Source organism: Thiomicrorhabdus sediminis, from assembly GCF_005885815.1.
In the GTDB taxonomy this organism is placed as follows: domain Bacteria; phylum Pseudomonadota; class Gammaproteobacteria; order Thiomicrospirales; family Thiomicrospiraceae; genus Thiomicrorhabdus; species Thiomicrorhabdus sediminis.
On sequence record NZ_CP040602.1, the window covers coordinates 345,935 to 368,962 of the forward strand.

The 23,028-nt window shown below is 44.8% G+C and carries 27 protein-coding genes; all 27 read left to right on the forward strand.

Annotated elements, in window-relative coordinates; translation table 11 throughout:
- The 27 genes from nusG to rpsH all read left to right on the forward strand — a co-directional run bounded on the left by nusG (position 1) and on the right by rpsH (position 23,028).
- The gene (gene nusG / locus FE785_RS01505; RefSeq protein WP_138563719.1) at positions 1–534 is read left to right on the forward strand and encodes a transcription termination/antitermination protein NusG; all 534 of its coding nucleotides are present in this window, start codon (positions 1–3) and stop codon (positions 532–534) included.
- A 68-nt stretch (positions 535–602) separates the two neighbouring features.
- Complete coding sequence (gene rplK, locus FE785_RS01510) at positions 603–1,031, forward strand: 50S ribosomal protein L11 (RefSeq protein WP_138563721.1); 429 nt, start codon at positions 603–605, stop codon at positions 1,029–1,031.
- A 4-nt stretch (positions 1,032–1,035) separates the two neighbouring features.
- Entirely contained in the window at positions 1,036–1,725 is a 690-nt protein-coding gene (rplA, locus tag FE785_RS01515; protein WP_138563723.1) for a 50S ribosomal protein L1, read from the forward strand.
- Between the two features lie 185 nt (positions 1,726–1,910).
- The gene (gene rplJ / locus FE785_RS01520) at positions 1,911–2,411 is read left to right on the forward strand and encodes a 50S ribosomal protein L10 (RefSeq protein WP_138563725.1); all 501 of its coding nucleotides are present in this window, start codon (positions 1,911–1,913) and stop codon (positions 2,409–2,411) included.
- A gap of 46 nt (positions 2,412–2,457) precedes the next feature.
- Entirely contained in the window at positions 2,458–2,829 is a 372-nt protein-coding gene (gene rplL, locus FE785_RS01525) for a 50S ribosomal protein L7/L12 (protein ID WP_138563727.1), read from the forward strand.
- A 174-nt stretch (positions 2,830–3,003) separates the two neighbouring features.
- Complete coding sequence (rpoB, locus tag FE785_RS01530; RefSeq protein ID WP_138563729.1) at positions 3,004–7,062, forward strand: DNA-directed RNA polymerase subunit beta; 4,059 nt, start codon at positions 3,004–3,006, stop codon at positions 7,060–7,062.
- Complete coding sequence (gene rpoC / locus FE785_RS01535) at positions 7,062–11,285, forward strand: DNA-directed RNA polymerase subunit beta' (RefSeq protein WP_138563731.1); 4,224 nt, start codon at positions 7,062–7,064, stop codon at positions 11,283–11,285. Before rpoB ends, rpoC begins: the two co-directional genes overlap by 1 nt.
- A 139-nt stretch (positions 11,286–11,424) precedes the next feature.
- Positions 11,425–11,799: a 30S ribosomal protein S12 gene (gene rpsL / locus FE785_RS01540; RefSeq protein WP_138563733.1), complete on the forward strand. Its 375-nt coding sequence runs from the start codon at positions 11,425–11,427 to the stop codon at positions 11,797–11,799.
- Positions 11,800–11,868: 69 nt separating this feature from the next.
- The gene (gene rpsG, locus FE785_RS01545) at positions 11,869–12,342 is read left to right on the forward strand and encodes a 30S ribosomal protein S7 (protein WP_138563735.1); all 474 of its coding nucleotides are present in this window, start codon (positions 11,869–11,871) and stop codon (positions 12,340–12,342) included.
- Between the two features lie 60 nt (positions 12,343–12,402).
- The gene (fusA, locus tag FE785_RS01550; RefSeq protein ID WP_138563737.1) at positions 12,403–14,505 is read left to right on the forward strand and encodes an elongation factor G; all 2,103 of its coding nucleotides are present in this window, start codon (positions 12,403–12,405) and stop codon (positions 14,503–14,505) included.
- Positions 14,506–14,565: 60 nt separating this feature from the next.
- Positions 14,566–15,756 (forward strand): elongation factor Tu, encoded by a 1,191-nt coding sequence (gene tuf, locus FE785_RS01555; RefSeq protein WP_138563715.1) that lies wholly within the window; start codon positions 14,566–14,568, stop codon positions 15,754–15,756.
- A gap of 167 nt (positions 15,757–15,923) precedes the next feature.
- Positions 15,924–16,235, forward strand: coding sequence for a 30S ribosomal protein S10 (rpsJ, locus tag FE785_RS01560; protein WP_029406733.1), 312 nt, complete (start codon positions 15,924–15,926; stop codon positions 16,233–16,235).
- Between the two features lie 60 nt (positions 16,236–16,295).
- A complete protein-coding gene (rplC, locus tag FE785_RS01565) occupies positions 16,296–16,931 on the forward strand; it encodes a 50S ribosomal protein L3 (RefSeq protein ID WP_138563739.1) in 636 nt (211 codons plus the stop codon).
- Between the two features lie 10 nt (positions 16,932–16,941).
- Positions 16,942–17,562 (forward strand): 50S ribosomal protein L4, encoded by a 621-nt coding sequence (rplD, locus tag FE785_RS01570; protein WP_138565755.1) that lies wholly within the window; start codon positions 16,942–16,944, stop codon positions 17,560–17,562.
- Positions 17,559–17,855, forward strand: coding sequence for a 50S ribosomal protein L23 (gene rplW, locus FE785_RS01575; protein ID WP_138563741.1), 297 nt, complete (start codon positions 17,559–17,561; stop codon positions 17,853–17,855). Before rplD ends, rplW begins: the two co-directional genes overlap by 4 nt.
- Before the next feature lie 11 nt (positions 17,856–17,866).
- Complete coding sequence (gene rplB, locus FE785_RS01580) at positions 17,867–18,697, forward strand: 50S ribosomal protein L2 (protein ID WP_138563743.1); 831 nt, start codon at positions 17,867–17,869, stop codon at positions 18,695–18,697.
- Between the two features lie 12 nt (positions 18,698–18,709).
- Complete coding sequence (gene rpsS / locus FE785_RS01585) at positions 18,710–18,985, forward strand: 30S ribosomal protein S19 (RefSeq protein ID WP_138563745.1); 276 nt, start codon at positions 18,710–18,712, stop codon at positions 18,983–18,985.
- Between the two features lie 12 nt (positions 18,986–18,997).
- Entirely contained in the window at positions 18,998–19,330 is a 333-nt protein-coding gene (gene rplV, locus FE785_RS01590) for a 50S ribosomal protein L22 (protein ID WP_138563747.1), read from the forward strand.
- Between the two features lie 11 nt (positions 19,331–19,341).
- Positions 19,342–20,022 carry a 30S ribosomal protein S3 gene (gene rpsC, locus FE785_RS01595; protein WP_138563749.1) on the forward strand — a complete coding sequence of 227 codons (681 nt, stop codon included), beginning with the start codon at positions 19,342–19,344 and terminating at the stop codon, positions 20,020–20,022.
- Positions 20,023–20,036: 14 nt separating this feature from the next.
- On the forward strand, positions 20,037–20,450 hold the full coding sequence (gene rplP / locus FE785_RS01600) for a 50S ribosomal protein L16 (RefSeq protein ID WP_138563751.1): 414 nt from the start codon (positions 20,037–20,039) through the stop codon (positions 20,448–20,450).
- Positions 20,451–20,642: a 50S ribosomal protein L29 gene (gene rpmC, locus FE785_RS01605; protein WP_138563753.1), complete on the forward strand. Its 192-nt coding sequence runs from the start codon at positions 20,451–20,453 to the stop codon at positions 20,640–20,642.
- A 2-nt stretch (positions 20,643–20,644) separates the two neighbouring features.
- Positions 20,645–20,908, forward strand: a complete 264-nt coding sequence (rpsQ, locus tag FE785_RS01610; protein ID WP_138563755.1) for a 30S ribosomal protein S17 — start codon at positions 20,645–20,647, stop codon at positions 20,906–20,908.
- 149 nt (positions 20,909–21,057) lie between these two features.
- The gene (gene rplN / locus FE785_RS01615; protein WP_138563757.1) at positions 21,058–21,426 is read left to right on the forward strand and encodes a 50S ribosomal protein L14; all 369 of its coding nucleotides are present in this window, start codon (positions 21,058–21,060) and stop codon (positions 21,424–21,426) included.
- Positions 21,427–21,436: 10 nt separating this feature from the next.
- Complete coding sequence (gene rplX, locus FE785_RS01620; RefSeq protein WP_138563759.1) at positions 21,437–21,751, forward strand: 50S ribosomal protein L24; 315 nt, start codon at positions 21,437–21,439, stop codon at positions 21,749–21,751.
- 12 nt (positions 21,752–21,763) lie between these two features.
- A complete protein-coding gene (gene rplE / locus FE785_RS01625) occupies positions 21,764–22,303 on the forward strand; it encodes a 50S ribosomal protein L5 (protein WP_138563761.1) in 540 nt (179 codons plus the stop codon).
- Between the two features lie 11 nt (positions 22,304–22,314).
- The gene (gene rpsN, locus FE785_RS01630) at positions 22,315–22,620 is read left to right on the forward strand and encodes a 30S ribosomal protein S14 (protein WP_138563763.1); all 306 of its coding nucleotides are present in this window, start codon (positions 22,315–22,317) and stop codon (positions 22,618–22,620) included.
- 12 nt (positions 22,621–22,632) lie between these two features.
- Complete coding sequence (gene rpsH, locus FE785_RS01635; RefSeq protein ID WP_138563765.1) at positions 22,633–23,028, forward strand: 30S ribosomal protein S8; 396 nt, start codon at positions 22,633–22,635, stop codon at positions 23,026–23,028.

The following is a 23,028-nucleotide window of genomic DNA, read 5'->3' on the forward strand; positions in this document are numbered from 1 at the left end:
ATGGCGCAAAGATGGTATGTAGTTCACGCGTATTCAGGGTATGAGAACAAAGTAAAGAAAAGTTTAGCGGAATACGTTGAGCGTGCCGGTTTAACCGATCAGTTTGGTGAAATCTTGGTTCCTTCGGAAGAGGTGGTTGAGATTCGTGACGGTAAGAAGCGCACTTCAGAGCGTAAGTTCTTCCCAGGTTATGTATTGGTTCAGATGGATATGAACGAAGATACATGGCACTTGGTTAAGAGTGTACCTCAGGTGATGGGTTTCATCGGCGGAACGAGTGATCGTCCGGCTCCGATTACGCAGAAAGAAGTGGATCGTATCCTTCAGCGCGTTGAAACGAGTGTTGATAAGCCGCGTCCTAAGGTTATCTATGAGCCAGGCGAAATGGTTCGTGTTATCGATGGTCCTTTCAAAGAATTTGAAGCGGTTATCGAAGGTGTCGATTACGACAAGAACAAGCTACAAGTTTCGGTATTAATTTTTGGTCGTTCAACTCCGGTTGAGCTTGAGTTCACTCAAGTCGAAAAGAATTAATATTTTTTCATCGGGAAGCTGAGTGTCTGGTTGGATGCGAGGCGTTATACCCAAATTAGGAGAAAATCATGGCTAAGAAGATTGAAGCCTATATCAAGTTGCAGGTTCCTGCGGGAAATGCAAACCCTAGTCCACCAGTTGGTCCTGCTCTAGGTCAGCACGGTGTTAACATTATGGAATTCTGTAAAGCGTTCAACGCACAGACTCAGAGCCTTGAAAAAGGTATGCCAGTTCCTGTTGTTATCTCTGTATACAGCGACCGTAGCTTTACATTCATCACTAAGACTCCTCCAGCGTCAATTCTTTTGAAGAAAGCGGCTGGCATCAAGTCTGGTTCTGGTGTTCCAAACGTAAACAAAGTTGGTACAGTGACACGCGCTCAGCTTGAAGAGATCGCTAACACTAAAATGGCTGATTTGAATGCAAACGATTTGGATGCTGCAGTTAAGATCATTGCGGGTTCTGCTCGTTCAATGGGTCTAGTGGTAGAGGGTTAATAAGATGGCAAAGTTGACTAAAAAACAAAAGCTTTTCGCTGAAAAAGTAAACCGTGATGCATCTTATGACATCGTTGAAGGTCTAAACCTGGTTAAAGAGTTAGCGACTGCTAAGTTCGTAGAATCAGTTGATGTTTCAGTTCGTCTAGGTATCGATCCTCGTAAATCTGATCAGGTTGTACGTGGCGCGACTGTAATGCCTAACGGTACTGGTAAAGACGTTCGCGTAGCAGTATTTACAGGTGAAGCTAACCAGGCTGCTGCGAAAGAAGCGGGTGCTGAATTCGTAGGTATGGAAGACCTGGCTGACGAAATCAAGAAAGGTATGATGGATTTCGACGTAGTAATCGCTTCTCCAGACGCTATGCGCGTTGTTGGTATGCTGGGTCAGGTTCTAGGTCCGCGTGGTCTTATGCCTAACCCTAAGACTGGTACTGTAACACCTGATGTTGTTGGTGCTATCAATAACGCTAAAGCTGGTCAGGTTCGTTTCCGTGCAGATAAAGCGGGTATCATCCACGCTTCTATCGGTACTGTTGCTTTCGAAGCAGACAAGCTGAAAGAAAACTTAAATGCCTTAATGGAAGACCTAAACAAAGCGAAGCCTGCTTCAGCTAAAGGTACTTACGTTAAGAAAGTGACTATCTCATCTACAATGGGTCCAGGCCTAGTAGTTGATCAGTCATCACTATAATGATGGTTGCGCCGAGTAATCGGTGCAGGCATTATTTGCGAATAGGGTCTCCTAAAACCTATAGGTTGATAGAGAGCGCCCATCGCAGACCGTAGGCGAGTGCATCAATTGTACTCTTAATAGATTTAAGCCTACGTAGATGGAAGAGTTTGATTTGATATGAATCAAACTGTTTTGGAGGTTATATGGCACTCAATATCGAAGATAAAAAGCTGGTCGTTGAAGAAGTTTCTGCTATTGCATCAGAAGCTGGTTCAATCGTAGCTGCTGAATATCGTGGGTTGACTGTAGAGCAAATGACCACATTACGTGCTAACGCTCGTGAAGCGGGTGTGCAGATTCGAGTTGTTAAAAACTCTCTTGCACGTCGTGCTGTAGCTGGTACTAAATTTGAAGACATGGCTGACACTTTTACAGGTCCGCTTGTTTATGCATTCGCTGGCGAAGAGCTAGGAACTGCTGCGCGTGTTTTCAAAGACTTCGCGAAAAGCAATGACAAACTAATCGTTAAGTCATTGTCTATCGGTGAAGGTGTAATGGACGCTAGCCAGTTGGCTGCCGTTGCTGCTCTACCTACATACGATGAAGCTGTTGCGAAACTTCTATTTGTTATGAAAGAGCCTGTTGCGAAACTTGCTCGCGCACTTACTGCGATCAAAGAACAAAAAGAAGCGGAAGCCGCTTAATTTATTAAACATAAGTTTAAAACCTATTTAATTTTTGGAGATTACAATGTCTGTATCAAAAGATGATATTTTAGAAGCAGTTGCCAACATGTCTGTAATGGAAGTTGTAGAACTTGTTGAAGCAATGGAAGAGAAATTTGGTGTATCTGCTGCCGCTATGGTTGCTGCTGGTCCTGCTGGTGACGCTGGTGCGGGCGCAGAAGAGAAGACTGAATTTGACGTTATCCTAACTGGCGCTGGCGACAACAAGGTTGCAGCGATCAAAGCAGTTCGTGGTGCGACAGGTCTTGGTCTTAAGGAAGCTAAAGAAGCAGTTGAAAGCGCTCCATTCACACTTAAAGAAGGTGTGTCTAAGGAAGAAGCTGAAGCTATGGCTAACGACCTTAAAGAAGCTGGTATCGAAGTCGAAGTTAAGTAATTTAACTTTTACTGCTGATCCACAGCATGAATTGGCTGGCGTTTTTGCGTCGGCCTTTTCGTGTTTTAGAGTGTGTAAAAGTGTGCTAGAGCTTACAAAGGTGGAGCTACCACAGTTTTATGCATTACCGAGCCCCTTACAGGGCTCTCTGACAACTTATCCCTGAGGTAAACGATGACTTATTCTTTGACTGAAAAGAAACGAGTTCGTAAAGATTTCGCAACTCGCCCATCAATTCTAGAAGTACCTTACCTACTTTCTTTGCAGAAAGGTTCTTTCCACGACTTTCTACAATTGGATAAAAAGCCAGCCGAGCGCGACTTCGTCGGTTTGCATGCCGCTTTTAGTTCTGTATTTCCAATCGAAGGTGTTGCCGGCACTGCCGACCTAGAATATGTGAGTTATCACATGGGTCAACCTGAGTTTGACGTAAAAGAGTGTAAGCAGCGTGGTGTGACTTACGCGGCACCTCTACGTGTGAAAATGCGTTTGGTTATCTATGATAAAGATGCGCCTGCTGGTAAGCGTCCGGTTAAGGACATGAAGGAGCAGGAAGTTTATTTGGGTGATATCCCGTTAATGACGGATAACGGGACTTTCGTTATCAACGGTACTGAGCGTGTAATTGTGACTCAGTTGCACCGTTCACCGGGTGTAATCTTCGATAGCGACAAAGGTAAGTCTCACTCTTCAGGTAAGTTGTTGTTTAATGCGCGTATCATTCCTTACCGTGGTTCTTGGTTGGACTTTGAGTTTGATCACAATGATTGCTTGTTCACTCGTATTGACCGCCGCCGTAAATTACCTATTTCAGTATTGTTACGTGCTATGGGTTACTCAAACGAAGAAATTCTGGGAAGCTTCCTGGAGTCTAACGTTGTTAAGTTCAATAAAAAAGGTTTTGAGCTTGAGATCAACGCCGAGCAGTTGAAAGGCCAGAACTCTCCGTTCGATATTGAACATGACGGCAAGAAGATCGTTGAAGTTGGTCAGAAGATCACTGCACGTACCGTTAAGCAGATGGATGCTGCCGGTATCAAGACCGCTAAGGTTTCTCCTGAATATTTACTGGGTAAAATCCTGGCGACAGGTATTACAGATAAGACAACTGGTGAATTGGTTGCTCGTACCAACGATGTATTGACTGTCGAGCTATTGGAAAAAATCGTCGCTATCGGTAAGGGTGAACTTAAGATCCTATTTATCGATGAGCTGGAAAACGGACCATATATCCCAGATACATTGAATCTGGATACAACCACTTCCCAGTTGGAAGCACAGATTGAAATTTATCGCATGATGCGTCCTGGTGAGCCACCAACGAAGGAATCTTCGGAAGCGTTGTTCCAGAGCCTATTCTTTGATGATTCACGTTATGACCTGTCTTCTGTTGGTCGTATGAAGCTGAACCGTCGTTTAGGTCGCAAAGACAATAACGGTAGTCTGGTACTAGAAAACCAGGATGTTATCGATGTGGTTCGTGAACTGATCAATATCCGTAACGGTTTAAGCACTATCGATGATATCGATACCTTAGGTAACCGTCGTATCCGTGCGGTTGGTGAAATGGCTGAGAACGCATTCCGTGTTGGTTTGGTTCGTGTTGAGCGCGCGGTGAAAGAGCGTCTGAACCAGGCTGAATCTGATGGCCTGATGCCTCAGGACCTAATCAATGCTAAGCCCGTTTCTGCGGCAATCAAAGAGTTCTTCGGATCGTCTCAGTTGTCACAGTTCATGGATCAGGTTAACCCGCTTTCGGAAGTCACACACAAGCGTCGTGTTTCGGCTCTTGGGCCAGGTGGTTTGACACGTGAGCGTGCCGGTTTTGAGGTACGTGACGTACACCCAACTCACTACGGTCGTGTATGTCCTATCGAAACACCTGAAGGACCAAACATCGGTTTGATCAATACGCTAGCGATCTACGCTAAGACAAACGAATATGGTTTCCTGGAAACACCATATCGTAAGGTTGTCGATGGTCAGGTAACAGAAGAAGTTGAATATGTTTCTGCGATCGACGAAGCACAATTCGTTATCGCGCAGGCGAGTGCGAATGTTGATAAGGACGGTAAGTTCTTAGACAACTTGGTTTCAGCTCGTCACCAAAATGAGTTTACCCTAGCAAATACCGCTGATATCGACTATATGGATGTATCTCCTAAGCAGATCGTATCGGTTGCGGCATCGCTTATCCCGTTCCTAGAACACGATGATGCCAACCGTGCCTTGATGGGTGCGAACATGCAGCGTCAGGCGGTTCCTACATTACGTGCCGATAAGCCTTTAGTAGGAACAGGTATCGAGAAGACGGTTGCAATCGACTCTGGCGTCACGGTGGTTGCAGACCGTGGCGGTGAAGTGCTTTCATCTGACGCCGCTCGTATCGTGGTTCGTGTCAATGGCGATGAGATCAAAGAGGGTGAATCTGGTGTAGATATCTACAACCTGGTCAAGTACCAGCGTTCTAACCAAAACACTTGTATCAACCAGAAGCCTATCGTTAAGGCGGGTGATACAGTAGTTCGTGGTGACGTTCTTGCTGACGGTCCTTCTACAGACCTTGGTGAATTGGCGCTTGGTCAGAACATGCGAATCGCGTTCATGCCTTGGAATGGTTATAACTTCGAAGACTCGATTTTGATCTCTGAGCGTGTCGTTCAAGAAGACCGTTATACTTCGATTCACATCGAAGAACTAACATGTTTGGCTCGTGATACAAAGCTTGGGCCAGAAGAAATTACAGCGGATATTCCTAACGTTGGTGAATCAGCACTGGCACGTCTGGATGACTGCGGTATCGTTCACGTAGGGGCTGAAGTCAAGCAGGGCGATATTCTTGTAGGTAAGGTAACGCCTAAGGGTGAAACTCAGCTGACGCCTGAAGAAAAACTGCTGCGCGCTATTTTCGGTGAAAAAGCATCCGATGTTAAAGATACATCATTGCGTGTAACCAAAGGTGTTGAAGGGACGGTGATCGACGTTCAGGTATTCACTCGTGAAGGCGTTCAGAAAGATGAACGCGCGCTAGCGATTCAGGAAGAGGAATTGGCTCGCGTCCGTAAGGATATCGACGAACAGTACACCATTCTTGAAGCCGATATGATGGCTCGTATCCGTACTGCATTGAACGGTAAGAAACTGGTTGACGGTACTAAGGTTGATGATGCATACCTAGATGGTGTTGATGAAGCCAAGTGGTTCTCATTAAATGTTGATGATGCCGATATGGTGACATTCCTGGAGCAGTCCGAAGCCTATCTAAAAGATAGCCGTAAGAAATTCAACGAAATGTTTGAAGAGAAGCGTAAGAAGCTTACTCAAGGTGACGATTTGGCACCGGGTGTTTCGAAGATGGTTAAGGTTTACGTTGCTATTAAGCGTCGTATCCAGCCTGGTGATAAGATGGCGGGTCGTCACGGTAACAAGGGTGTTATCTCACGTATCTGTCCAGTAGAAGATATGCCTTACGATGAAACAGGTCGTCCGGTTGATATCTGCTTGAACCCTCTAGGTGTACCGTCACGTATGAACGTTGGTCAGATCCTTGAAGTTCACTTAGGTTTAGCCGCTGAAGGTCTGGGTACTAAGATCAATGCAATGCTTCAGCAGCAAGCGGACATTGCCGAGTTCCGTAGCTTCCTAGATAAGATCTACAACGATACGCAAGGTCAGAAAGTTGATTTCGCGAGTTTCTCGGATGACGAAATTATTGAATTGGCGAATAACCTGAAACGTGGTGTTCCATTAGCGTCACCGGTATTTGACGGTGTTAACGAAGATCAGATCAAGGCGTTGTTACGTTTGGCAGATCTTCCTGAGTCAGGTCAGATGACGTTGTTTGATGGTCTGACCGGTGAGAAGTTCGATCGTCCTGTAACCGTTGGCTACATGTACTACTTGAAGCTTAACCACTTGGTTGACGATAAGATGCACGCTCGTTCAACAGGTCCTTACTCGCTGGTTACTCAGCAGCCGTTGGGTGGTAAGGCCCAGTTCGGTGGTCAGCGTTTCGGTGAAATGGAGGTGTGGGCACTTGAAGCATACGGTGCTGCCTTTACCCTGCAGGAAATGCTAACGGTTAAGTCCGATGACTTGAACGGTCGTACAAGAATGTATAAGAACATTGTTGACGGTAATGAATATATGGAACCTGGTATGCCAGAATCATTCAGCGTATTACGCAAAGAAATTCGTGCATTAGGTATTGATATCGAGTTGGAGCAAGATTAATGAAAGATTTACTTGGTTTTCTAAAAAAACAAAATGTGAGTAGCGACTTTGACGCTATTAAGGTTTCTCTTGCTTCGCCGGAAAAAATCCGTTCATGGTCTTATGGTGAAGTTAAAAAGCCAGAAACAATCAACTACCGTACGTTCAAGCCTGAGCGTGACGGTCTGTTCTGTGCGAAGATTTTCGGGCCTATCCGTGACTTCGAATGTTTGTGTGGTAAATACAAGCGTTTGAAGCACCGTGGTGTCATCTGTGAGAAATGTGGTGTTGAGGTAACTCAATCTAAAGTGCGTCGTGAGCGTATGGGTCACATCGACCTTGCCACTTCTGTAGCCCACATCTGGTTCTTGAAGTCATTGCCTTCACGTATCGGTTTGATGTTGGATATGACTTTAAAAGAAATCGAAGCGGTGCTTTACTTCGAAGCGTTCATGGTTGTTGATCCAGGTCTAACGCCGCTTGAGCCTTGGCAGTTGCTTTCTGAAGAAGAATACCTGGATGCACTAGATGAACATGGTGATGAATTCGAGGCGCAGATGGGTGCTGAAGCCATCAAGAAGATGCTACAGGCGATCGATCTTGAAGCGGAAGCGGAGCGTCTACGTACAGAGATGGATAACACCAACTCTGAAACTAAGCAGAAGAAGATTTCTAAGCGCTTGAAGCTAATCGAATCTTTCCTACAGTCGGGTAACAAACCAGAGTGGATGATTCTTGATGTGCTTCCGGTTCTTCCGCCTGAGCTACGCCCGCTGGTGCCGCTAGATGGTGGTCGTTTTGCGACTTCTGATTTGAACGATCTATATCGTCGTGTTATCAACCGTAACAACCGTCTGAAGCGTCTATTGGACCTAATGGCACCGGATATCATCGTACGTAACGAAAAGCGTATGTTGCAGGAGTCTGTCGATTCATTGCTAGATAACGGTCGTCGTGGTCGTGCCGTAACCGGTACCAACAAGCGTCAACTTAAATCTTTGGCTGATATGATCAAAGGTAAGCAGGGTCGTTTCCGTCAAAACTTGCTTGGTAAGCGTGTTGACTACTCTGGTCGTTCGGTAATCGTAGTTGGTCCTACATTGCGTCTACACCAGTGTGGTCTGCCGAAGAAAATGGCACTTGAGCTATTCAAGCCGTTTATCTTCTCTAAACTACAGAAGCGCGGCATGGCACCGACGATCAAAGCGGCCAAGAAAATGGTTGAGCAGGGGCTGCCGGAAGTATGGGATGTGTTGGATGAGGTTATCCGTGAGCATCCGGTACTGTTGAACCGTGCACCGACACTTCACCGTTTGGGTATCCAGGCGTTTGAGCCGGTGCTTATCGAAGGTAAGGCGATCAACTTGCATCCACTAGTATGTTCGGCGTTCAACGCCGACTTCGATGGTGACCAGATGGCGGTACACGTACCGCTATCTTTGGAAGCTCAGTTAGAAGCACGTACATTGATGATGTCGACTAACAACTTGCTGTCTCCTGCTAACGGTGACCCGATTATCGTACCTTCACAGGACGTTGTACTGGGTCTTTACTACATCACTCGTGAGCGTATCAACGACAAGGGTGAAGGTATGGCGTTTTCAAGCTGGCATGAAGTTCAGCGTGCGCTAGATTCAAAGGAAGTTAACCTGCATACTAAGATCAAGTTGCGTGTCACTGAAACCGTTATCGATGACGAAGGTACCGAAAGCGTTTCAACTCGTATGGTTGATACTACTGCCGGTCGTGCCTTGTTATGCCGTATCCTGCCGCAAGGTCTAAGTTTCGATTTGATCAACTTGAGCTTGACCAAGAAGAACATCAGTGCGGTATTAAACTCTTGTTACCGTCTATTAGGGCCTAAAGAGACCGTAATCTTTGCTGACCAGTTAATGTATGCCGGTTTCAAATGGTCGACTCTAGCCGGTCTGTCTTTCTGTTCGGACGATATGTTGATTCCAGAAGCGAAAACAGGAATCATCGAACGCGCAGAGAAGCAGGTTGAAGAGATTCAGAACCAGTTTACTCAAGGTTTGGTAACGGAAGGTGAGCGTTACAACAAGGTTGTTGATATCTGGTCGCACACTAACGAGTTGGTTACCAAGTCGATGATGGACCAGTTGCAGTTCGAAAACGTGGTTGACAAAGAAGGTAACGAAGTCCAGCAGACATCGTTTAACTCGGTTTACATGATGGCCGACTCTGGGGCGCGTGGTAGTGTGGCTCAGATGCGTCAGCTTGGTGGTATGCGTGGTCTGATGGCGAAGCCGGATGGTTCGATCATCGAAACACCGATCACCGCGAACTTCCGTGAAGGTCTAAACGTACTTCAGTACTTCATCTCGACTCACGGTGCTCGTAAAGGTCTTGCCGATACAGCGTTGAAGACAGCTAACTCAGGTTACTTGACTCGTCGTCTAGTAGACGTTGCTCAGGACGTGGTTGTAACTGAAAACGACTGTGGTACTGAAGCGGGTATCCGTATGGCGGCACACGTTGAAGGTGGTGATATCATTGAATCACTAAAAGATCGTGTACTAGGTCGTATTACCAATGAAGACGTAATCACTCAAAGTGGTGATGTGTTGGTTGAAAAAGGCACATTGATCGATGAGAAAATCGCTACTTTGATCGATGAGAACGGTGTTGACCACGTTAACGTACGTTCACCGATGACTTGTGAAACCAAATTCGGTATCTGTCAGCAGTGTTACGGGCGTGACTTGGCACGCGGTCACCTTGTTAATATGGGTGAGGCTGTCGGTGTTATGGCGGCACAGTCGATCGGTGAGCCGGGTACTCAGTTGACAATGCGTACCTTCCACATCGGTGGTACGGCTTCTGGTTCTGCGGCGCAGAGTCAGATCGAAGTTAAGCACACAGGTTCAATCAAGTGGGAAAACATCAAGGCGATCAAGAATTCTGATGGTCAATTGATTGTTACTTCTCGTTCTGGTGCGGTATCGGTTGTTGATGAGACAGGTCGTGAGCAAGAGCGTTATAAGATTAACTACGGTTCAACATTAACTGTTGAAGACGGTGGCTCTATTGAATCCGGTGCAATTCTGGCTCAGTGGGATCCGCATACTCACCCGGTTATCACCGAAGTTGAAGGTAATATCGCCTTCGGTAACTTCGAAGGAACTGTAGAAGAGCGTGTTGATGAGTTGACCGGTTTGACATCTTACGTTGTTAAGGATGCTAAAGAGCGCATGGCCTCTGCAAAAGAGACTCGCCCTTATATCACGCTAGTGGATGCGAAAGGTGAACAGGTTTGTTTCGCCGGTACGCAAACACCTGCTATGTACTACCTGCCTGAAAACTCGGTAGTGGTTGTACAAGAAAGTGCAGCGGTTGGTTCCGGTGACGTTCTTGCTCGTATCCCGCAAGCGTCTTCGAAGAACAAGGATATCACCGGGGGTCTACCTCGAGTTGCAGACTTGTTCGAAGCTCGTCAACCAAAAGAGCCGGCTATTATGGCTGAGGTAACAGGTGTTGTTGGTTTCGGTAAAGAGACCAAAGGTAAGCAGCGCCTGGTTATCACTCAGGATAGCGGTGAGCAGTATGAAACATTGATTCCTAAGTGGCGTACAGTCAGTGTGTTTGAAGGTGAGCGCGTTGAGCGTGGTGACGTCGTTGTTGACGGTAACTCAAACCCACATGATATCCTACGTCTTCTTGGTATCGAAAAACTTGCCGAATACATCGTTGATGAAGTTCAAGATGTATATCGTCTGCAGGGTGTAAAAATTAACGATAAGCACATCGAGACGATCGTTCGTCAGATGTTGCGTAAAGTTGAAGTCAAGAACGCTGGTGATACAGGTCTGATCCGTGGTGAACAGGCTGAGTATGCGAATGTTCTTGAACTGAATGAAAAAGCGCGCGAAGAAGGTAAAGTTGAAGCGTCGTTCGAACGTGTATTGCTTGGTATCACTAAAGCATCGTTGGCGACAGAATCATTTATCTCTGCGGCGTCGTTCCAGGAAACAACTCGTGTATTGACCGAAGCTGCGGTAAGCGGTAAACGTGATACATTGGTTGGTCTGAAAGAGAACGTTATCGTTGGTCGTCTGATTCCGGCTGGTACAGGTTTTGCCTATCACCAGGCGCGTAAGGCGGCAAGCGAAAAATCAATGGCTGAACTGCAGGCTTTTGTAAATGCTGATACATCAGCGGATGCGGAAGTGTCTGAAGAAGCGGTTGTTGAGAATGTTGAAGGATCTGAAAACTTAGACGCTTAATGTAAATAATTTCAAGTAGTTAATGCTTGACTTATTGATAATAGGTCTCTAAAATCGTCAATCCTAAATTTGTAGACCCGAATTTCGGGTCTGCGCTATCGTTTATGTGTAAGAGTTAATCTCAAATTGGAGAAAATTAATGGCTACTATTAACCAGTTGGTGCGTAAGCCGCGTAAGGATAAGCGTAAAGTTTCAAACGTTGCAGCTCTTGAGGCATGTCCTCAGCGTCGTGGTGTTTGTACGCGTGTTTATACAACAACCCCTAAGAAGCCAAACTCTGCTCTGCGTAAAGTTGCGCGTGTACGTTTAACGAATGGTTATGAAGTCGCTTCCTACATTGGTGGTGAAGGTCATAACTTGCAGGAGCACTCGGTAATTCTAATCCGTGGTGGTCGTGTTAAAGATTTACCTGGTGTGCGATATCACACAGTTCGTGGTGCATTGGATTGTGCCGGCGTATCTGATCGTAAGCAAGGTCGTTCTAAGTACGGTGCTAAGCGTCCTAAGGGTTAATCTGCGGATTAATCGCTTAACATACGTTTAGCAATATTTAGTGTTCAATTTATACCGGAAGAGTTAAGAATGGCAAGAAGAAGAGAAATTCCAAAACGTCAGGTACTACCTGATCCAAAGTTTGGAGATACAACGTTAACGAAGTTCGTTAACATGATTATGGTTAGCGGTAAAAAATCCGTTGCTGAAAAAATCGTTTATGGTGCGCTAGATGTTCTAGTTGAGCGTCGTAAAGGTGGTGAGCAGGCTGAATTGTTAAAAGAAGCCTTAGACAACATCGGTCCAATGGTTGAGGTTAAGTCTCGTCGTGTTGGTGGTGCTACTTATCAGGTTCCTGTTGAAGTTCGTGCCGATCGTAAGGTTGCTCTAGCTATGCGTTGGCTTGTAGAAGCCTCTCGTAAGCGTAGTGAAAAAGGCATGATGCTTCGTCTAGCTGGTGAGTTAGGTGATGCGCTTGAGAACCGTGGTTCTGCGATCAAGAAGAAAGAAGATACACATAGAATGGCAGAGGCTAACAAAGCCTTCTCTCATTTCCGTTGGTAATCTGCTTAAGGCCCTGCTAAGGGCCTTTGTTATTTATTGTTTAAATAAAAGGTTAATAAAGTGGCACGTAAAACCCCTTTAGAAAGATATCGTAATATCGGTATCATGGCCCACATCGATGCGGGTAAAACTACAACGACCGAGCGTATCCTTTACTACACTGGTGTATCTCACAAAATCGGTGAGGTTCATGACGGTGGTGCGACTATGGACTGGATGGAGCAGGAACAGGAGCGTGGTATCACAATCACTTCTGCTGCGACAACATGTTTCTGGTCAGGTATGGCTCGTCAGTATCCTGAGCACCGCGTAAACATTATCGATACTCCGGGACACGTTGACTTCACTATCGAAGTAGAACGTTCTCTACGTGTACTTGATGGTGCGGTAACTTGTTTCTGTTCTGTATCTGGTGTTGAGCCTCAGTCTGAGACTGTATGGCGTCAGGCTGATAAGTACGGCGTTCCTCGTATGGGCTTCGTCAACAAGATGGACCGTGCAGGTGCTAACTTCCTTAACGTATGTAAAATGGTTGTTGACCGTTTAGGTGCAACACCAGTTCCAATGCAACTACCGATCGGTGCTGAAGAATCTTTCCGCGGTGTTGTGGATCTAGTTAAGATGAAGGCAATCTACTGGGAAGAAGAAAACATGGGTATGCAGTATACCTATGAAGAAATTCCAGAAGATATGGTTGACCTATGTCAGGAATGGCGTGAAAAAATGGTTGAATCAGCTGCTGAAGCGTCTGAAGAGCTTATGGATAAGTACCTTGAAGAAGGTGATTTATCTGAAGAAGACATCAAGGCCGGTATTCGTCAGCGCTGTATCGATGTAGAAATCGTTCCTATGTTCTGTGGTTCTGCTTTCAAGAACAAGGGTGTTCAGACTCTACTAGATGCGGTTATCGACTTTATGCCAGCTCCTGTTGACGTTCCTGCGATCAAAGGTGAGCTTGAAGACGGTACTCCTGCTGAGCGTCACTCAACTGACGATGAGCCATTTGCGTCACTAGCGTTCAAGATCATGACTGACCCTTATGTTGGTACGCTAACATTCTTCCGTGTATATTCTGGTGTGCTTGAAGCAGGTAGCCCGGTTTATAACTCGGTTAAAGAGAAGCGTGAACGTGTTGGTCGTATCCTGCAGATGCACTCAAACTCTCGTGAAGAGATCAAAGAAGTCCGTGCTGGTGATATTGCTTGTGCGGTAGGTCTTAAAGATACGACTACTGGTGATACTTTATGTGATCCGGATAACAAGATCATTCTTGAGCGTATGGAATTCCCTGAGCCGGTAATCTCGATTGCTATCGAGCCTAAGACTAAGGCAGACCAAGAGAAAATGGGTATCGCTTTAGGTAAATTAGCGGCAGAAGATCCATCATTCCGTGTACATACAGACGAAGAAACTAACCAGACTATCATTTCTGGTATGGGTGAGCTTCACCTAGATATCATCGTTGACCGTATGAAGCGTGAATTCAAGGTTGAAGCGAATATCGGTGCGCCTCAGGTTTCTTACCGTGAAACAATCAAGAGCGCTGTTGAAGCTGATGGTAAGTTTGTACGTCAGTCTGGTGGTCGTGGTCAGTATGGTCATGTTGTATTCAAGATTACCCCACGTGAGCCTGGTGAAGGTTTCAACTTCGTCAACTCTATCGTTGGTGGTGCGGTTCCTAAAGAATACATTGGTGCGGTTGAGAAAGGTGCACGTCTACAGTTAGAAGCGGGTGTTATCGCCGGCTTCCCAATGGTAGATGTAGGCGTTGAGTTGATCGATGGTTCATACCACGATGTTGACTCGAACGAAATGGCTTTCCAGGTTGCCGCTGGTATGGGTATCAAGAACGGTGTGCAAGATGCTAACCCTGTCCTTCTTGAGCCTATCATGGATGTTGAAGTTACGACACCTGAAGAATACATGGGTGATATCATCGGTGACCTTAACCGTCGTCGTGGTATGGTTGGTAGCATGGAAGATATCCCTACCGGTAAGTCTATCAAGGCTGAAGTGCCGCTTTCTGAAATGTTCGGTTACTCAAACCAGATGCGTTCATTGACTCAGGGGCGTGCTAACTACAGCATGTCTTTCGGTAAGTACATGGAAGCGCCTAAGAACATCCAGGAAGAAATCATCGCTAAGACCAAAAAAGGCGAATAATTAATTTTTTAACCATTTGGCCTCGCATGCGAGGCCTTTGCTAAATAAAGGTAATTTAAAATGGCAAAGGAAAAGTTTGAACGTTCCAAACCGCACGTAAACGTTGGTACTATCGGTCACGTTGACCATGGTAAGACAACTCTTACAGCGGCACTAACAATCGTACAGGGTAAGAAGTACGGTGGTGATGTAAAAGATTACTCATCTATCGATAACGCACCTGAAGAGCGTGAGCGTGGGATCACAATCTCAACAGCACACGTTGAGTATGAATCAGAAACACGTCACTACGCACACGTAGACTGCCCAGGTCACGCTGACTATGTTAAAAACATGATCACTGGTGCTGCGCAGATGGACGGCGCGATCCTAGTATGTTCTGCAGCAGATGGCCCAATGCCACAGACTCGTGAGCACATCCTTCTATCACGTCAGGTAGGTGTACCATACATCGTTGTATACCTAAACAAAGCTGACATGGTTGATGATGAAGAACTAATGGAATTGGTAGAAATGGAAGTTCGTGAACTTCTAGATACTTACGATTTCCCAGGTGATGACACTCCTGTAATCATGGGTTCTGCTCTTAAAGCAATCGAAGGTGACCAGTCTGAAATCGGTGAGCCATCAATCGGTCGTTTGATCGATGCACTTGATGAGTACATCCCGACTCCAGAGCGTGAAACAGACAAGCCATTCCTAATGCCTGTAGAAGATATCTTCTCTATCCAGGGTCGTGGTACTGTTGCAACAGGTCGTGTTGAAACCGGTGTTGTAAAAGTTGGTGAAGAAATCGAAATCGTTGGTATTCGCCCAACAACAACTACAACAGTTACTGGTGTAGAAATGTTCCGTAAGCTTCTAGATCAAGGTGAAGCGGGTGATAACGTAGGTATCCTATTACGTGGTACTAAGCGTGAAGACATCGAACGTGGTCAGGTACTTGCTCATAAGGGTACAGTAACACCACATACTAAGTTCGAAGCGGAAGTATATGTACTTTCAAAAGACGAAGGTGGACGTCACACTCCATTCTTCAACGGTTACCGTCCACAGTTCTACTTCCGTACAACTGACGTAACTGGTGCGTGTGAATTACCGGCTGGTACAGAAATGGTTATGCCTGGTGATAACGTACAGATGACTGTAGAATTGATCAACCCGATCGCGATGGCAGAAGGTCTACGTTTTGCTATCCGTGAAGGTGGACGTACAGTTGGTGCGGGTGTTGTTGCTAAGATTCTTGACTAATCTTTAACAATATTCACGTCTATAAAAAGGGGAGCTTTAGCTCCCTTTTTTTGTTTTTAATATAAGGGCTTGTTTTAATTTGATTAAATTGCTATAATCCCGTCCCTTAGTTTGTATGCCATTGTTTTGGCATGCTTTTCTATACTTTAAATAAATGAGAGTAAATTATGGCGACTCAGAATATTCGTATTCGCTTGAAGGCCTTTGATCATCGCTTGATCGATCAATCAGCCCGTGAAATTACGGAAACAGCAAAAAGAACTGGCGCGCAAGTTCGTGGCCCGATTCCAATGCCAACTCGTAAAGAGCGTTTTACTATTTTGATCTCACCACACGTCAATAAAGATGCTCGTGACCAGTACGAAATTCGTACTCACAAGCGTTTGCTAGATATCGTTGACCCAACAGAAAAAACTGTTGATGCGTTGATGAAGCTAGATTTGGCTGCAGGTGTTGATGTTCAATTGGAGCTACGTTAATTCGTAGTAAAGCGTGTCATCAATCGTAATGACAGGCAATTATAATAATGAGGTAATGATATGAGTATTGGTATCATTGGTAAGAAAATCGGCATGACTCGTGTGTTTAATGAGGAAGGTGTTTCAACTCCAGTTACTGTTGTTGAAGTTGAGCCTAACCGTATTACACAAATCAAAACACTTGAGACTGACGGTTATTCTGCTATCCAGGTAACAACTGGAACAGTTCACGCAGGACGTGTTTCTAAACCTGCTGCTGGGCATTTTGCAAAAGCTGGCGTAGAAGCTGGTCGTGGTCTATGGGAATTCCGTGCAGATGCGTCTGAAATGGAAGGCCTAGAAGTCGGTGCTGAACTAACTGTAGATCGTTTTGCTGAAATCTCTGTTGTAGATGTTACAGGGACAACAAAAGGTAAAGGTTTCCAGGGTGGTGTTAAGCGTCACAACTTCCGTACGCAAGATGCAACTCACGGTAACTCACTTTCTCACCGAGCTAACGGTTCAATCGGTCAGAACCAAACTCCAGGTCGCGTTTTCAAAGGTAAGAAAATGTCTGGCCACATGGGTGACGTTCGTCAAACAACACAGAACTTAGATTTAGTTAAGGTTGATGCAGAAAACGGTCTATTATTGATCCGTGGTGCAGTTCCTGGTGCTAAGAACAGTACTGTCATTGTTCGTAAAGCTGTAAAGTAAGGTGGGAATGATGGATTTAAAATTAATTGAATTAGCTTCTGGTAAGGAAAGCGGTACAGTTGAAGTTTCAGATGCATTGTTCGCGACTGATTTCAACGAAGCGCTAGTACACCAGGTAGTCACTGCATACATGAATGCAGGTCGTCAGGGAACTAAAGGTCAAAAGAACCGCGCTGCTGTTAGTGGTGGTGGTGCTAAGCCATGGCGTCAAAAAGGTACGGGTCGTGCTCGTGCCGGTACTACACGCAGCCCGGTATGGGTTGGTGGTGGACGTGCGTTCCCAGGTCACAACCGTGATTTCTCTCAAAAAGTAAACAAGAAAATGTACCGTGGTGCCATGCGTTCTATTATCGCTGAGCTTAACCGTTCTGGTCGTTTGATTGTTGTTGATGACTTTAAAGTAGAAGCACCTAAGACTAAAGAATTTAATGCAAAACTTGCACAGCTAAACGTTTCTGACGCATTGGTTGTTACTGAAGCATTCGACGAATACTTATATTTGTCATCTCGCAACCTATATGCTGCGGACGTGTGTGATGTAGCGTCAATCGATCCTGTAAGCTTGATCGGTTTCCAAAACGTGGTAATGACTCAAGGTGCAGTTAAGCAGCTAGAGGAGCAATTAGCATGAATCAAGAAAGAATTCTAAAAGTATTGCTAGCACCACACGTTTCAGAAAAGTCTGCTCTTATGGCTGACGCTTCTGCTCAATACGTGTTTAAAGTTGTGCCTTCAGCAACTAAGACTGAAGTTAAAGCCGCAGTTGAATCTTTATTTGATGTAAAAGTTCAGTCTGTAAATATGATTAACCTTAAAGGTAAGCGTAAAGTGTTTAAAGGCCGTCAGGGACAGCGTAACGGAACTCGCAAAGCGATTGTTCGTCTAGCTCCTGGTCAAGACATTGACTTCGCTTCAGCTGAATAAGGAGTTAGCAGATGGCAATTATCAAAAAATCAAAACCGACTTCTCCAGGTCGTCGATTTGTTGTAAGTGTTGTTGAGCCTACGTTACACAAAGGTAAGCCTCATTCAGCTCTTTTAGCTAAGAAGTCTAAGTCTGGTGGGCGTAACAACAACGGTCGTATTACCGTACGTCACCAAGGTGGTGGTCACAAGCAGCACTACCGTATGGTTGACTTCAAACGTAACAAAGATGGTGTACCAGCTGTTGTTGAGCGTCTTGAGTATGATCCTAACCGTACAGCGCATATCGCTCTATTGAAATATGCTGATGGTGAGCGTCGTTATATCATCGCTCCTAAAGATGTCGCTGCCGGTGATGCGATTGAGTCTGGTGAACACGTAGCGATCAAAGCAGGTAATGCTTTGCCACTACGTAATATCCCTGTAGGTACAATCGTACACAACGTTGAAATGCGTCCTGGTAAGGGTGCGCAGATTGCGCGTTCTGCAGGTGCTTATGCTTCTATCGCTGGTAAAGATGGTGCTTACGTTCTAGTACGTCTTCGTTCTGGTGAAATGCGTAAGATCCTTGCTGAGTGTAAGGCGACTATCGGTGAAGTGGGTAACTCTGAGCATTCATTGCGTAAGCTAGGTAAGGCTGGTGCTAAGCGCTGGCGTGGTGTTCGTCCTACCGTTCGAGGTGTTGCGATGAACCCGGTAGATCACCCACACGGTGGTGGTGAAGGCCGTACTTCAGGTGGTCGTAACCCAGTAACTCCATGGGGTGTTCCTACTAAAGGTAAGAAGACTCGTAGCAACAAGCGTACTGATACTATGATCGTACGTCGTAGACATAAGAAATAAGGAAGGACACTGATGCCACGTTCAGTTAAAAAAGGACCTTTTGTTGATCACCACTTGTATAAGAAAGTGGTCGAGGCGCAAGAATCTGGTAATAAACGTCCAATTAAGACATGGTCACGTCGCTCTATGATCTTACCTGAAATGATCGGTATGACAATTGCCGTTCACAATGGTAAAGAGCATATCCCTGTTTTCGTTTCTGAAAACATGGTTGGCCACAAGTTGGGTGAATTTTCAATGACTCGTTATTATCGCGGCCATGCTGCGGATAAGAAAGCTAAGCGCTAATAGGGGACTATCATGCAAGTAAGTGCAACACATAGATTTGCTCGTATTTCTCCACAGAAAGCTCGTTTAGTAGCTGACTTAATCCGTGGGAAAGACGTAGAAACAGCGGTTAACATTTTAGCGTTCAGCGATAAGAAAGCAGCTAGCTTAATGAAAGCAGTGCTTAACTCAGCTATCGCTAATGCTGAAAATAACGAAGGTGCTGATATTGATGAACTTAAGGTTACAGCTGCGTTTGTAAACGAAGGTCCAACAATGAAGCGTATGCGCGCTCGTGCTAAGGGTCGCGGTAACCGTATTCTAAAACGTATCAGTCATATCACTGTTACTGTTGGCGATAAGTAAGGAGAATCAGAATGGGTCAAAAAGTTCATCCTGTCGGGATTCGTCTTGGGATCACTAAAGATTGGAACTCGCGTTGGTATGCGGATAGCAAAAACTATTCTGATAATCTAATCAGTGATGTTGAGATTCGTAACGAATTAAATGAAAAACTAAAACATGCATCTGTCAGCAAGATCGGTATTGAACGTGTAGCGAATGGTATTCGTATCTCTGTTCATACAGCTCGTCCAGGTGTTGTTATTGGTAAAAAAGGTGAGGATATTGAGAAGCTAAAAGCTGCTTTAACTGCTAAAGCGGGTATGCCGGTCAATATCAACATCGAAGAAATTAAAAAGCCTGAGCTAGATGCGAAGCTTGTTGCAGAAAGCATCGCTCAGCAGTTAGAGAAGCGTATCCAGTTCCGTCGTGCTATGAAGCGTGCGGTTGGTAATGCAATGCGTCTAGGTGCTGAAGGGATCAAGGTTACAGTTTCTGGTCGTTTGAACGGTGCTGATATCGCTCGTGCCGAGTGGTATCGTGAAGGTCGTGTACCTCTACATACTTTCCGTGCTGACATCGACTATGCAACTTTTGAAGCGGACACAACATACGGTAAGATCGGTGTTAAGGTTTGGATCTTCAAAGGTGAGAAGCTTGGAAAGCTAGCATTAGATGACAATAATCAATCTAAGGGCAAAAAAGGCCGTAAATAAAAGGATTTCTAACAATGTTAATGCCTAAACGTACAAAATTTAGAAAAGTACACAAAGGACGTAACCGTGGTCTAGCACAAGTCGGTAACAAAGTTAGCTTTGGTGATTTCGGTCTTAAGGCCTTAGAAAGAGGTCGTATGACTTCTCGTCAAATCGAAGCTGGCCGTCGTGTTATGACTCGTCACGTTAAGCGTGGAGCCAAGATCTGGATCCGCGTATTCCCTGACAAGCCAATTACCAATAAGCCTCTTGAAGTGCGTATGGGTAAGGGTAAAGGTAGCGTTGAGTACTGGGTGGCTCAGATTCAACCGGGTCGTGTTTTATACGAAATCCAGGGTGTTGATGAGCGTTTGGCTCGTGAAGCGTTTGAGCTTGCAGCAGCCAAGTTGCCTTTTAAAACACAAGTTGTAACTAGAACGGTGATGTAAATGACTGCACAAGAATTAAATGAAAAAACTGTTGAAGAGTTAAGAGCAGAGTTGCTTGAGTTGCTTAAAGAGCAATTCAATCTTCGTATGCAACACGCAACAGGTCAGTTGTCAAACTCGGCAAAACTAAAAACGACTCGTCGTTCAATTGCGCGTGTTAAAACCATCATTCGTCAAAAAGTGAGTAAGTAAAGATGGCTGATCAAGTTAAAAAAGCTCGTACAATGCAAGGTGTTGTTGTTAGCAATGGTATGCAAGACTCAATTGTTGTTTTGACTAGCCGCTACATCAAACATGCGAAGTACAAAAAATTCGTTAAAAAGTCTACAAAGATCATGGCGCACGATGCGGAAAACGCATGTGGAGTTGGTGATACAGTTACTATTCAGGAAACTGCACCGATCTCTAAAAACAAGTCATGGACTCTATTGTCAATTGACGAAAAAGCGAAGATTTAAGTTTTATAGCATTTCCGAAAATTATCTGGTATAATTCTCGGAATCTATTTAGCCACCTTAAAGATTAAGCCTAATTAGTGATTAGGAACTGCTCTTTTCGGTGGTTTTTGTGCTGTAAGTAATTTTTAGTTTATGGATGGAGTACCACCATGATTCAGATGCAAAGTGTGCTTGATGTTGCTGATAACAGCGGAGCACGACGCGTCCAATGTATTAAGGTGTTAGGCGGATCTAAGCGCCGTTATGCCAATATTGGTGACGTGATTAAAGTGAGTGTAAAAGAAGCTACACCACGCGGAAAAGTGAAGAAAGGTGATGTTTACAACGCGGTTGTCGTACGTACAGCTAAAGGTGTAAGACGTCAAGATGGTTCTTTGATTAAGTTTGACGGCAATGCTGCGGTTATTCTTAACACTAAGCATGAGCCTATCGGAACACGTATCTTCGGTCCTGTAACTCGTGAGCTTCGCGGCGATAAGTTTATGAAAATCGTTTCGCTTGCTCCTGAAGTTTTATAAGGAAATCGTAATGAATCGTTTAAGAAAAGGTGATGAAGTTATCGTTATCACAGGTAAGGACAAAGGTAAGAGAGGTTCTATCTCTTCAGTTCTTGATAACGGTAAGGTTCTAGTAGATGGTATCAACCTTGTTAAAAAGCACGCAAAGGCAAACCCTATGACTGGTGCGCAAGGTGGGATCGTTTCTAAAGAAATGCCAATCGATGCCTCAAATGTGGCTTTAGTTAACCCTGAAACAAATAAAGCTGACAAAGTTGGTTTTAAAGTTGAAGGTGAGCAAAAGATCCGCTTCTTTAAATCTAACGGTAAAGCGGTTGACGCTTAATAGGATATAAAGATGGCAAGATTACAAACATTTTACAAAGATCAAGTTATTCCTAAATTGATGGAACAGTTTGGTTACAAGTCAGTGATGCAAGCCCCTAAGTTGACCAAGATCACGATCAATATGGGTGTTGGTGAAGCAATCGGTGACAAGAAGGTTTTAGAAAACGCGATTTCTGACATGGAAACTATTGCAGGTCAGAAAGCAATGAAAACTCTAGCACGTAAGTCAGTAGCTAGCTTTAAGGTACGTGACGGTTATCCGTTAGGTTGTAAAGTGACACTACGTGGTGAAAAAATGTATGAGTTTTTGGATCGACTAATCAACATCGCGCTACCTCGTGTACGTGACTTCCGTGGTGTTAACCCGAAAGCGTTTGATGGTCGTGGAAACTATAACCTAGGCCTTAAAGAGCAAATTATTTTCCCTGAAATCGAGTTTGAAAAAGTTGACAAGATCCGTGGTATGGATATCAACTTCGCAACTACTGCGCAAACTAATGATGAAGCGAAAGCTCTTTTAGAAGCCTTTAATTTCCCATTTAAGAAATAAGAGGTTTTCTAATGGCTAAGTTATCAATGATTGCTCGTGAAACTAAGCGTGCTAAATTGGTTGCAAAATATGCAGCTAAGCGTGCAGAGCTTAAAAAAATCATCTCAAATCCAGATACCGACTTTAGTGCGCGTATGGATGCAGTAGATGCACTAAACAAATTGCCTCGTGATGGAGCTGCCGTTCGTCAACAAAATCGTTGTCGTTTGACTGGTCGTCCTCACGGTGTTTACAGAAAGTTTGGAGTATCACGTAACGTACTTCGCCGTTTGGCGATGAACGGTGATGTTCCAGGATTAAGAAAAGCTAGTTGGTAAGGATAAATATCTATGAGTATGTCTGATCCAATCGCTGATATGTTGACACGCATTCGTAACGGTCAAATGGCTGGTCACGCGAATGTTGTAATGCCTTCATCAAAGTTAAAAGCAGCTGTTGCTAAGGTTTTGGCTGACGAAGGTTTCGTTTCTGCATTCAGCATTAATGATAATGATGGAAAAGCTGAGCTTTCAGTGGATCTAAAATATTTCGATGGTAAGCCTGTTATTGAAATGATTAAGCGTGTAAGCCGTCCAGGTCTACGTGTTTATAAAAACAAAGACGAGCTTCCTAAAGTAATTGGTGGTCTAGGTATCGCCGTAATTTCAACGTCAAAAGGTATTATGACTGACCGCGATGCTCGCCAAGCTGGTATCGGTGGTGAAGTTGTTTGCTACGTAGCATAA

Coding starts and splice junctions, on each gene's coding strand:
- rplV (WP_138563747.1), top strand. CDS start 18,998: ATGCAAGTAAGTGCAACACATAGATTTGCTCGTATTTCTCCACAGAAA.
- rplE (WP_138563761.1), top strand. CDS start 21,764: ATGGCAAGATTACAAACATTTTACAAAGATCAAGTTATTCCTAAATTG.
- rplJ (WP_138563725.1), top strand. CDS start 1,911: ATGGCACTCAATATCGAAGATAAAAAGCTGGTCGTTGAAGAAGTTTCT.
- rplP (WP_138563751.1), top strand. CDS start 20,037: ATGTTAATGCCTAAACGTACAAAATTTAGAAAAGTACACAAAGGACGT.
- nusG (WP_138563719.1), top strand. CDS start 1: ATGGCGCAAAGATGGTATGTAGTTCACGCGTATTCAGGGTATGAGAAC.
- rplA (WP_138563723.1), top strand. CDS start 1,036: ATGGCAAAGTTGACTAAAAAACAAAAGCTTTTCGCTGAAAAAGTAAAC.
- rplC (WP_138563739.1), top strand. CDS start 16,296: ATGAGTATTGGTATCATTGGTAAGAAAATCGGCATGACTCGTGTGTTT.
- rpsH (WP_138563765.1), top strand. CDS start 22,633: ATGAGTATGTCTGATCCAATCGCTGATATGTTGACACGCATTCGTAAC.
- rplX (WP_138563759.1), top strand. CDS start 21,437: ATGAATCGTTTAAGAAAAGGTGATGAAGTTATCGTTATCACAGGTAAG.
- rpoC (WP_138563731.1), top strand. CDS start 7,062: ATGAAAGATTTACTTGGTTTTCTAAAAAAACAAAATGTGAGTAGCGAC.
- rplB (WP_138563743.1), top strand. CDS start 17,867: ATGGCAATTATCAAAAAATCAAAACCGACTTCTCCAGGTCGTCGATTT.
- tuf (WP_138563715.1), top strand. CDS start 14,566: ATGGCAAAGGAAAAGTTTGAACGTTCCAAACCGCACGTAAACGTTGGT.
- rplD (WP_138565755.1), top strand. CDS start 16,942: ATGGATTTAAAATTAATTGAATTAGCTTCTGGTAAGGAAAGCGGTACA.
- rplK (WP_138563721.1), top strand. CDS start 603: ATGGCTAAGAAGATTGAAGCCTATATCAAGTTGCAGGTTCCTGCGGGA.
- rpsS (WP_138563745.1), top strand. CDS start 18,710: ATGCCACGTTCAGTTAAAAAAGGACCTTTTGTTGATCACCACTTGTAT.
- rpsL (WP_138563733.1), top strand. CDS start 11,425: ATGGCTACTATTAACCAGTTGGTGCGTAAGCCGCGTAAGGATAAGCGT.
- rpsG (WP_138563735.1), top strand. CDS start 11,869: ATGGCAAGAAGAAGAGAAATTCCAAAACGTCAGGTACTACCTGATCCA.
- rpsQ (WP_138563755.1), top strand. CDS start 20,645: ATGGCTGATCAAGTTAAAAAAGCTCGTACAATGCAAGGTGTTGTTGTT.
- rpsN (WP_138563763.1), top strand. CDS start 22,315: ATGGCTAAGTTATCAATGATTGCTCGTGAAACTAAGCGTGCTAAATTG.
- rpsJ (WP_029406733.1), top strand. CDS start 15,924: ATGGCGACTCAGAATATTCGTATTCGCTTGAAGGCCTTTGATCATCGC.
- rplW (WP_138563741.1), top strand. CDS start 17,559: ATGAATCAAGAAAGAATTCTAAAAGTATTGCTAGCACCACACGTTTCA.
- rpsC (WP_138563749.1), top strand. CDS start 19,342: ATGGGTCAAAAAGTTCATCCTGTCGGGATTCGTCTTGGGATCACTAAA.
- rpmC (WP_138563753.1), top strand. CDS start 20,451: ATGACTGCACAAGAATTAAATGAAAAAACTGTTGAAGAGTTAAGAGCA.
- rpoB (WP_138563729.1), top strand. CDS start 3,004: ATGACTTATTCTTTGACTGAAAAGAAACGAGTTCGTAAAGATTTCGCA.
- rplL (WP_138563727.1), top strand. CDS start 2,458: ATGTCTGTATCAAAAGATGATATTTTAGAAGCAGTTGCCAACATGTCT.
- rplN (WP_138563757.1), top strand. CDS start 21,058: ATGATTCAGATGCAAAGTGTGCTTGATGTTGCTGATAACAGCGGAGCA.